This is a genomic window from Nitrococcus sp., from assembly GCF_059432795.1.
Map to the genome: position 1 here is coordinate 1 of NZ_JBXWZQ010000174.1, position 8,949 is coordinate 8,949.

General features: G+C 57.0%; 9 protein-coding genes. 2 read left to right on the forward strand and 7 right to left on the reverse strand.

The features are described from left to right. Together guaA and guaB are read right to left on the reverse strand one after the other, a co-directional pair. Positions 1-734 (reverse strand): glutamine-hydrolyzing GMP synthase (guaA, locus tag AC52Q4_RS12155; protein WP_495537065.1); only part of this gene is annotated, 734 nt, incomplete at its 3' end. 27 nt (positions 735-761) lie between these two features. Then, positions 762-2,228 carry an IMP dehydrogenase gene (guaB, locus tag AC52Q4_RS12160; RefSeq protein ID WP_495537066.1) on the reverse strand — a complete coding sequence of 489 codons (1,467 nt, stop codon included), beginning with the start codon at positions 2,226-2,228 and terminating at the stop codon, positions 762-764. A gap of 390 nt (positions 2,229-2,618) precedes the next feature. On the opposite strand from guaB, the gene AC52Q4_RS12165 reads away from it, so the two are divergent. Further along, positions 2,619-3,263, forward strand: a complete 645-nt coding sequence (locus AC52Q4_RS12165; RefSeq protein WP_495537067.1) for a hypothetical protein — start codon at positions 2,619-2,621, stop codon at positions 3,261-3,263. Positions 3,264-3,430: 167 nt separating this feature from the next. Here AC52Q4_RS12165 and AC52Q4_RS12170 read toward each other — a convergent pair whose 3' ends face one another. The 5 genes from AC52Q4_RS12170 to AC52Q4_RS12190 form a co-directional block, all read right to left on the reverse strand. Next, entirely contained in the window at positions 3,431-4,021 is a 591-nt protein-coding gene (locus AC52Q4_RS12170; RefSeq protein ID WP_495537068.1) for a hypothetical protein, read from the reverse strand. 20 nt (positions 4,022-4,041) lie between these two features. Continuing rightward, on the reverse strand, positions 4,042-4,629 hold the full coding sequence (locus AC52Q4_RS12175) for a tyrosine-type recombinase/integrase (protein ID WP_495537069.1): 588 nt from the start codon (positions 4,627-4,629) through the stop codon (positions 4,042-4,044). Beyond that, on the reverse strand, positions 4,626-4,889 hold the full coding sequence (locus AC52Q4_RS12180) for a WGR domain-containing protein (RefSeq protein WP_495537070.1): 264 nt from the start codon (positions 4,887-4,889) through the stop codon (positions 4,626-4,628). The genes AC52Q4_RS12175 and AC52Q4_RS12180 overlap by 4 nt, the downstream gene beginning before the upstream one ends. A 1,056-nt stretch (positions 4,890-5,945) precedes the next feature. Then, a complete protein-coding gene (locus AC52Q4_RS12185) occupies positions 5,946-7,658 on the reverse strand; it encodes an ATP-binding protein (RefSeq protein WP_495537071.1) in 1,713 nt (570 codons plus the stop codon). Continuing rightward, complete coding sequence (locus AC52Q4_RS12190; RefSeq protein ID WP_495537072.1) at positions 7,658-8,512, reverse strand: SIR2 family protein; 855 nt, start codon at positions 8,510-8,512, stop codon at positions 7,658-7,660. Before AC52Q4_RS12190 ends, AC52Q4_RS12185 begins: the two co-directional genes overlap by 1 nt. 310 nt (positions 8,513-8,822) lie before the next feature. Here AC52Q4_RS12190 and AC52Q4_RS12195 point away from each other — a divergent pair. Next, positions 8,823-8,949: transposase (locus AC52Q4_RS12195; RefSeq protein ID WP_495537073.1), on the forward strand; the 127-nt coding region annotated here is incomplete at its 3' end.

Consider the following 8,949-nt stretch of genomic DNA (forward strand, 5'->3'; position numbering starts at 1 on the left):
GCCGCCACCACGGAGGAATCCACCCCGCCCGATAGCCCGAGCAGCACCCGCTCCCCGCCCACCTGCTCGCGGATCCGCTCGATGCTGTGCTCGATGATGTTGCTCGCCGTCCACTCCCCCGAACAGCCACAGATCTGCGCAACGAACCGCTCGATGATCCGCTGCCCCTGAGGCGTGTGGGTGACCTCCGGATGGAATTGCAAACCGTAGAAAAGCCGCTCCTCATCGCCGATGCCGGCAATCGGAGCGCTCTGCGTGCTGGCGATGACCTTGAAGCCCGGCGGAAGCTCGGCGACCCGGTCCCCGTGACTCATCCATACATCGAGCAGGCCATAGCCTTCCGGGCTGGTGTGATCCTCGATCTCCCGCAAAAGCCGCGAATGGCCGCGCGCGCGCACCTGCGCATAACCAAATTCCTTGCTCTCGCTGGGCTCCACGCGTCCACCGAGCTGCCAGGCCATCGCCTGCATGCCGTAACAGATCCCCAGCACGGGCACGCCCAGGCGAAAGACGCTATCCGGGATACGCGGCGCGTTATTGATGTGCACCGACTCCGGGCCGCCCGAGAGCACGATGCCCACGGGGGCATACGCCTCGATCTCCGCCTCCGACCAGTCGCAGGGGTGGATCTCGCAGTAGACGTTCGCCTGGCGGATCCGCCGGGCGATGAGCTGCGTGTACTGGGAGCCGAAATCCAGAATGAGGATCCGCTCGCGATAAAGCTCGGAGGCCATGTGCCGTCAGCAACCTCTGCGGTTCGGTCAATCGACCCGGTAATTGGGGGCTTCCTTGACGATGTTCACGTCGTGGACATGGCCTTCGCGCACACTGGCCTGCGTGACCCGGGTGAACCGCGTCTGCGTGCGGAAGGCCTTGATATCGGCGCAGCCGCAATAGCCCATGCTGGCGCGCAACCCGCCCATGAGCTGCTCGACGATACCCGTCAGGCTGCCCTTGTAGGGAACACGCCCTTCGATCCCTTCCGGCACCAGCTTCTCGACGCCATCGGCACGTTCCTGGAAGTAGCGGTCCGAGGAACCCGAAGTCTGCGCCATGGCGCCGATGGAGCCCATGCCACGGTAGGACTTGTAGGAGCGCCCCTGGTAGAGCTCCACCTCCCCCGGCGCCTCCTCGGTGCCGGCGAACATACCGCCGAGCATTACCGCATGCGCACCGGCCGCGATGGCTTTGGCGAGATCCCCGGAGAAACGGATGCCGCCATCGGCGATGACCGGCACTCCGGAGCGCTTCAGCTCCTCGGCGACGTTGACGATCGCCGAAATCTGCGGCACACCGACTCCGGAAATGACCCGCGTGGTGCATATCGATCCGGGTCCGATGCCCACCTTGACCCCGTCCGCGCCGGCCTCGTAGAGCGCCCGGGCCGCCTCCGCCGTGGCGATATTACCGGCCACCACCTGGACGTGGGGGTATTCCGCCTTGATCCAGCCGACCCGCTCGATGACACCGCGACTGTGGCCGTGCGCGGTGTCCACCGCAATCACATCGACCCCGGCCTTCACCAGCGCATCGACTCGCTCTTCCGTGCCCTGCCCCGTGCTCACCGCCGCGCCGACCCGCAGCCGACCGTGCTCGTCCTTGCAGGCGTTCGGGTAGTCCTGCGCTTTCTGAATGTCCTTGACGGTGATCATCCCGCGAAGCTGAAAATTCTCATTCACCACCAGCAGCTTCTCGATGCGGTATTGATGCAGCAACTGCTGGATCTCCTCGCGCTCCGCCCCCTCGCGCACCGTGACCAGCCGTTCCTTGGGCGTCATGGCGGCGGTCACCGGCGCGTCGTGCCGGCTCTCGAAGCGCAGATCGCGGCTGGTCACGATCCCCACCAGGTTCTCATCGTCCACCACCGGCACCCCGGAGATGCGGTGCAGGCCCATCATCGCCAGCACTTCGCGAATGCTCGTCTGCGGGCCCACGGTGATCGGCTCCTTGATCACGCCGCTTTCGAACTTCTTGACCCGCAGCACCTCCATGGCCTGCTGCTCGATAGTCATGTTCTTGTGGATGATGCCGATACCGCCCTGCTCGGCGAGCGCAATGGCCAACCGCGCCTCGGTGACCGTGTCCATCGCGGCCGAGGCAAGCGGCAGATTGAGCTCAATCTCCCGGCTGAGGCGGCTGCGCAGCTCCACCTCCCGGGGCAGGACTTCCGAATAGGCCGGCAGCAACAGGATGTCGTCGAAGGTGAGCGCTTCCTGGGCAAATCGCATAGGATCCGTACCTTGAAAAGCTTGGCGGGACGCCGGTTTGAAGGTAACCGATGATTATAGTCGGAACCGCGCGACTAGGTAAATTTGGGACTTTGGGCGCGGGCTCACAACCTCTCAAGCTCACGTTAGCGCGGCTTGCCAATGGTCGTTGCTACCCATATGGAGCATGCGGCGAAGTGTTGCTAAAAGGGTCCTTTGTGCTACAGTCCACCAATAAACCACAAGTCATTGTTTTTGTTATGAATAAACTATTGCAAAAGGACGCGCAAAAGAAACCATAAAATCGTCTAAACGGCTCAGTAACCCAAATGCCGTATGAGGCGGCAAATTAGGAAGTCGATACAATGCTTTTCAGTTAGTTCTTTCTGCGTGCTGGAGGGGAGCGCGATAATGGTTTTTGGCAAAATAAAAAAAGGTATCTACAGACAAATTCGATTATCTGATTTCTACTCATCTAAAGAGAACACAGTTAATTTTGCGATAGATGGGTTAACCACATGCCTCAACGATAAAGAAATGCCATTTGCGGCTAGGCAAATAGCTCACGATTATGTCTATATAATCGCTGATCAAGCCCCGAAACTTAGTGTTGGCGCCTACGTAGATGAGCTAGAACGACGACGTGCACCAACAATGGAGAGCCCATCCTGCGAAAAGGTTGCTGAGATGGTTGCACAACTACTGAATCCTGTACTTAAAACAGCGTTTTTAGAATTAGGGAAAAGCTCGTTTGCACTACCAAGTCAAGCAGCCAATGACGAGTTTTTGGTCGCATACATGTTTGGCGCTCTGTTAAATGGTTTTATATCTGGTGATATAAAAGACCCTAAAAAACAAGAATGGGGAGCAATGTATTTTTTTTACACGTATTTTCCTAATGATTATATAGATCTTACCAAGAGTTGTAACAACAGGATAAAAGAAAAGGAATTCAAGAGAGTAGCCAGGATTGGTCGCGAAGAGACTATGAAAATGATAGGCGGAGAAGAGTCTTTGCCTGAATTGACCAATCATTTATCTGAAATTTATGGATAAATGATTATGTATATCGTGGAAGAGAAGTGGAAATGACTGGCCATTGGCCGCGCGGCCCACGCGTTCAACCCTGCGACTGACGGCGACCGACCTGGTAGAAGACCTGACGGTCAGATTGCGCCGCCATGTTCAGAGAGGAAACATGTTTAATGAACAGGCTTGTCTGGCTAGGGATTAAGCACACCGGCGGCTTTGAACAACTGCAGTGTGCGGCCAAACTCGGTCCCGGCTACCGTTGTACTGAGGGCGGGAAGAACCTCATGAAGCATTTCCTCCAACGTGATCACCTTGATGGGGTTGCCGTTCATGGCTAAGCGGAAAGGCTCATAGCGTTCCCAGGCTTCGGGGTTTCCCTTCAGGTGCGTGACCGCCGTGACATAGGTGAACTCACGCTCGCCCGTTGCCTCGGTTACCGACTGGATAAAAGCCTCCGACCATTTCGGCGCGACGAGCTCTCGAAAGCCGCGCCATGCTTCCCGGCCGCTGATTTTTTTGTTTTCCTGGATCTCTTGGATCTTTCGCTGAGGATTAAGACCGGCTTGCCAGCTCTTGCAGCTGACGGCCCACACGCGATCGGTGCCACCCAGCCTCGGATGGAACCCCAAGACATCGATATCGCTGTGGTTGGAATCTTGGTTGCCAATGAAGTCTGGATGGTCCCGCCTCGGCAAGAACTTAATGTTGTGCCGCACGAAGTACCCACGGTGGATCAGGAACTCCTCCACCAGCTGCTCGAGTATGTCTTCCTTCGATGCCACAGCGCTTTCTCCTGACAGGCTCACCACATCCGCGCTGCGATCTGCTTCTCCTCCGCCCCGACGGCGTCGGCATAGATCGCCGTAGTGGAGAGCTGCGCATGGCCCAGCCACTTCTGCACCAGATTGAGCGGAATGCCCACACTCACGGCCTGCACGCCAAAACCGTGGCGCAGCCCCTTGGGCGTGGTCTGCGGGCCCTCAAGCCCGGCGCGGCGCATCACCTCGGCCACCCGGCGCCAGGCCGTCACCCGGCTCCACGGCCAAAGCACCGCCGCACGCGCCTTGGGGCACTGCTGGACGGCGCGCAGATCATGGGCGAGATCGAGGGCGTCGATTATCGCCGGGGGCACCGGCACGGCCCGGTAGAGCCCGCTGCGGCGTTTTTTAAGGCTCTCAAACACTAATGTGCCGGCGGCAAGATCCACTCGCTCGGCGGTGAGCGCAAGCGCCTCGCTCAATCGGCAGCCGCTGTAGGCAAGCACCAAACATAAGGTACGGCTCTCGCGCGGGCCGGTCTCGGCGGCGGCAAGAAAGCGCGAGCGCTCCTCGGCCGTTAAGTATTTGCGCCGCCCGGCCGCATCGAAAAGGGCCATCCCCTCACCGCTCATGCGATCACCCGGTAGCCGCGCCGGCATTTGCGCTCAATAAGCTTCGTTAAGGCCTGCCGCGCGGCGGCAAGGTCTTCGTAGGGATCGCGGCGCACCGTGCCGGCCTGCCCGATCCGCCCCCACTCACGCACGAGCGCCACCCCGCCGAAAAGATCCGGCCAGAGCACCGCGCGGTAGAAGCGGTAGGCGTTGCGCTGCGGGTCGATGTACTCAAGGCGCACAGCGTCGTTTTGTTCGGTTTGTAATTTTTTTCCCGACATTTGTTTCACAGCCGGCGTTAAAAAAACCCCGGCCGGCCGGGGGTGTGGCGTTATTCTGCGGATCTTCTTAGCACATCCGGGCGAGCGTGTGAAACAGATTTACCCATAGTGTTTCAGAAGGCCGGGGTTTTAATCCGGCCAGCCGCACCGGCACGGCCGCGCTCCCCAGTATAGATCGCTCGACCCTAAAGCGGTTCTGCAAGGAAAGGAGATCAAAAGAAACTCTGCGGCTGGTCAAGCCTTCCCCATGTATCGCACTACCGCTAACGTTTTTGAGCATAGCCCATATCCCTTCGACTCGTAGATCGAAAAGCAGGCGGACACCACCTGTAGAGGAAGACCTGTTTCGCGCTTAAGCTCATCTCCATCTAACCATTGCCCTACTGGACACCCATCCACGCGCTCAATAAGATCTGCCATACAAGCGTCGCTCTCGCACAAGGCACACAGATACATAATGTACGAGGGGTCGGCAAGGTAAATGCCGCACGGAAACTTCCGATTGAGTGCCCGGCGGCATTTTAGGTAACCCTGTGACTCCAGCGCTGCCAGGGGACGACCAAGGGTACGATAAAACGTCTCGTCAAATTCCAAGTTATCGCAGTCTTGTACCTTCAGTTCAGCATATATGCGCTTCGATGTTTCCGGGACATCCTGATGAAGGAAGCTAATAGGGTCCTCGAGCCGCCTTATACGAGCAGCCATAGCTTTTGAGTCAATTTCTGATTGGAGTTGCACTAAGGCGGCTGTTGCAGGAAACGTAGCCCCCGCGATACGAACTATAGAAAACAACCAATCCACCTTGCTTGCGTCGTTTTTCATAACACAAATTTCCAGACTACCCAGACCATCACCAGCAAAGTGAGATAAAACGGCCAAACAGAAAATGACAGGAGAGCCCTTCCAAACTCGTTCCATGAATTACCAATAACGTTTCACGCGACAGCTTCGAAGTATCCCTTAGGCCGCTTTACCACCATTCAGGGATGTGAGCCGCCGTTCTCTCAAAAACCGTCTTTTTGCTACAGCTTGCTCATGCAAGTGTGGCTACCGGCGCTATTGCTCTTGATCGTCTGCCTCATTGGCTGCGCCCTCAAGGAGTGGCGGCCTCTCTTGCATACGCCAACGGCGAACGACGCTTGCAACGTACTCGTTACCGGCGTTATCAGCTTTCCACAGTTCAGCAAAGGGCACATCGGCGCTTTGCGGACGATGATTTTCATCCAAGTCATTGAATCGCAAGCGCACCGGCACGACGGTTCCTTCGCCGACCACAAGCGCTTCTTGCGTGCGCAAGGTCGGCAAGACGCTCACCAGGCTGCGCACGGAATCGGGAAGCGCGCGCTGTACAAAATTCTGATCCTGCTCATTGCTCATTCGCAGGGCAATCAGCGTATTGCACTGGGACAGAATGGATTCGGCCAGCTCGGAGGGGCGCTGCGAGATCAGGCCCAGGCCCACACCATATTTGCGGCCTTCTTTGGCAATCCGTGAGAGCGCCTGCTTGGTTGGTTGGAAAGCGGCATCATCGCGTCGAGGTGCGTATCGATGGGCCTCTTCGCACATCAAGACAACCGGAACCTGGACCGGGCGCGCGCTCCATATCGCAAAATCAAAGATCATGCGGCATAGCACTGAGACCACCACATCGACCACATCGGACGGCACACCTGAAAGATCGATGATGGATAGCGGCTTATCCTCAACTGGTATCCGCAAATACTGCCCGACGAGATCAGCGAGATGATCGCCGACATGCTCGTCAGGGCGGATCATGAAGCCAAACCGACTATCTTGCTGTAATGTTTGAGCTTTGTTCTTGATTTTTTGATATGGCTCCTGCTTCTGCTTGTTACCGCCTGCCTGCTGTGCCATGGCATTATCAACATGATCCAGCATGGTGCTAAGCTTGTAAGGTACCGGCGTATCGACCGTGATCCTCTCGGCCAGAATATCGGGCGTGTCGAACTCACGGCGCGCGGCCAATATCGCATCTTTAAGAATATTGGTCTGGCTCGTTGCGACGTGTTCAGTCTTGCCGATGAAGAGTTCGACGCTCTCTTCAAAATTAAGCAGCCAGTGCGGCAGGTTAAGTGTCGTCGGGTCGATTACTTCGGCCAGATCGGGGAAAGCGCGTCGATATTCATTGTGCGGATCGAGCAAAATTACATGCGCACGCGGCGCAACATCCAAGATCGAGCGTAGCAATACGGTCACCGAGCATGACTTACCGGCGCCAGTGGTGCCAAGGACCGCAAAATGTTTCCCTAGAAGCTCATCGGTCAGCAGATAGACCGGCAAAGATGCGGCTTGCGAGAGCGTGCCGACATGCACGCTCGGCTTATCGGGCCGGTTATAGATGCGCTGTAGCTCAGGCACACTTGCAACAAATATCCCCTGTCCGGGCAGCGGATAGGTAACCACCCCGCGCTGAAAAACAAACTCGCTTTCGCCAAGGCCGGTGCGCACCGCCTCGCCAAAAAGCTCAATCTCAAGCCATTTTGCATCCGAAGTTCCGTCAGCCGGCACTTCGCGCTTTTCTGTGGCAGCAGCATCGAGCATGGTTTCGGCCATGCGCAGCGCCGTGACGACCCCGAAGACCAGCTTGTCGCCGGCCTCTATCTTCACGATGGAGCCTACCTGGCCGACCGTATAACGCCGGCTCTTATAGGTTCGATGCAAATCTTCGACCGTGCCTTCAAGCTCACCGATGACCTTCGAGCCGGAGACTTCGACCACGCGACCGATTTTAAGGATTGGATCACTCATCAGGTGCCCCCGGCAATATAATCGACGAGGTTCTCAAAGCACCAGAGATTAGCTTCCAGGACACTGCGCGATGAATCAGCATCAAGCGCATGACCAATAAAGCTACCATTATTCCGATCACCGACAAACACGTTGAAGCGAAAATCACAGCGTTCGCTCAAAGCCTGTAAGCGCAGATCTTGCTTTTCCCGATTCTCTTCGGGTCCGACGAATGCGATGACAGTTAGGTTGCTTTGCGGCGCATTAATCGCATCACAGATTGCTTCATTGATATGCTCATCATTAAAGCTATAGCCCAATACAATTAAGTGATTATTCACGCCCGCTTCTCGCAGGCGATCGCGAAAGCGGCCGATGAGTCTCTCATAGACGCCGTATTGGGTCTGTAAGTATTTTTGCTCCGATGGGTAGACCACGACCGGCTCATCGACCGCATCCTGATTCGCATTGCGACCACGACGCACATGTCCGTCCGCATCACGCGTCCAGTTGATCGACCCGTGCAGCTTATAGACCCGATAGGCAATACCGGCGCCAGCTTCATCGAAATTCTCCGCATCAAACCAAGCCCGGTTGGTCCCGCGAAACCCGTCCACATAGGGTAGCCGCAGGGAATCCAGGCTGGCTTCCAACAATGTGTCGTAGTTGAGGCTGAAGATATCCCGAGGACCACGCTTACGCGCGCGGCGCAAGCGTTTGAGGAACCGCTTATGGTACTCGCCTGACTTCCAATCGTCGGCGACCTCATTAACGATCTGCCTCTTGATTTCCGTCAGCCATGTATCGATCTCTTCGACGCTCAGGCTGTGATCTTTGGCGGTGGTGATCGTCGTCAGGATGTCGCGGTAACGCACGAGATAGTTGATTAAATCCTCAATCGTGGGCGAGCGCTCACCAGCCGGCTTAAGACTTTGGAACTGTTCTACGAGCTTTTCGTCGGCGTCTTGCAGTTACATTCTGGGTGAGCTCGTCGATCAGCGGCTTGCCCGCACAGGCACTACAGCCCGCACCAATCAGGAAGCACGTGTCGTTGCCCGTCAGCTATTCGGTGATCTGCTCGCGAATATCGCTACTCATGGCGAGCTCCCCCCCACTGTCAGGCTAGTTGGAACCTCCCCCGATGTTAGAGTCTGAAACCGAGATGGGGGCGTTGTGAGGGTTTCAATGAAGTATTCCGACCAGCACAAGGAAGCGGTGTTGAAGAAGCTCTTGCCGCCGCGCAGTCGCACGATTGCGCAGTTGGCCGAGGAGGAAGGCATCTCGGCGGCGACGCTGTACAACTGGCGCAAGC